The 995-nt window shown below is 66.7% G+C and carries 1 pseudogene; it reads right to left on the reverse strand.

Annotated features, from left to right (window positions below):
* Positions 1-929: pseudogene (locus MLGJGCBP_RS47930) on the reverse strand (IS3 family transposase); the annotation flags it as partial.
* Positions 930-995: the final 66 nt, after the last annotated feature.

Consider the following 995-nt stretch of genomic DNA (forward strand, 5'->3'; position numbering starts at 1 on the left):
CTGTGATCCGCGGTCGCTGTGGAAGATAACGCCACCGACGTCACCACCGCGGGTGCGCACCGCCATCTCGATCGCGTCCGTGACGAGATCGGTGCGCATGTGGTCAGCGATCGACCAGCCCACCACCCGGCGTGAGAAGATGTCGATCACCGTGGCCAAGAACAACCACGAGGATCCCACCGGGATGTAGGTTATGTCCCCACACCACTTGGTATCGACAGCCGTAGCGGTGAAGTCTCGCATCACCAGATCCGGCACCGACGGAGCCGACTTGTCCGCGACGGTCGTGCGCTTGCTGCGGCGCAGGTGCCTGCCCACCACGTGGTGGATTCGCATCAGCCGGGTCACCCGTTTGCGGTTGATCTTGCGTCCGCGGGAGCGGAGTTCGGCGTGAACCCGCGGGGCACCGTAGGCGCTCCGGTGCTCGGCATGAATGGCGCGGATCTCGGCGACCGTCGCGGCTTCCTCGGCCTGGCGCTCGACTCGGGCCGGCTCCGTGATCAGGTGCTTGTAGTAGCCGGAACGGGAGGTCCCGAGCACCCGGCACAGCCGCTGCACGCCGAACTCGGCGCGATGGTCGGAGATGAAGTCCCAGCGGCGGGTCTTCACTTCACCTCCTTTGCGAAATACGCGGCCGCCCGGCGCAGAATCTCGCGTTCGAGCTGCCATTCCTTTTCCGCACCGCGCAGCCGCGCATTCTCCGCGCGCAGCCGCGCGAGCTCGTCCGCCTCGGTCCCGTCGGCGCCGGTACTGCGGTCCTGCGAGCGCGCGTTACGGGCGGTGTCCTTGCGGACCCACGTCCGTAGCGTTTCGCCACTGACGCCCACATCCGCGGCCACCGCCGCGTACGTGCGTTTGCCGTCGGCCGCGCGATACAACGCGACCGCGTCTTTCCGGAATTCCTCCGTGTACAGAGACTGGCGTCCCACCTCGACATCCCTCCTGGCTCTCCTAGAACCATTGTCCGGGGTGTCCACTCAAAGGGTGCAGCCTCA

Origin of the sequence: Rhodococcus sp. T7 (genome assembly GCF_009872365.1) — a bacterium.
Classification (GTDB): domain Bacteria; phylum Actinomycetota; class Actinomycetes; order Mycobacteriales; family Mycobacteriaceae; genus Rhodococcus_F.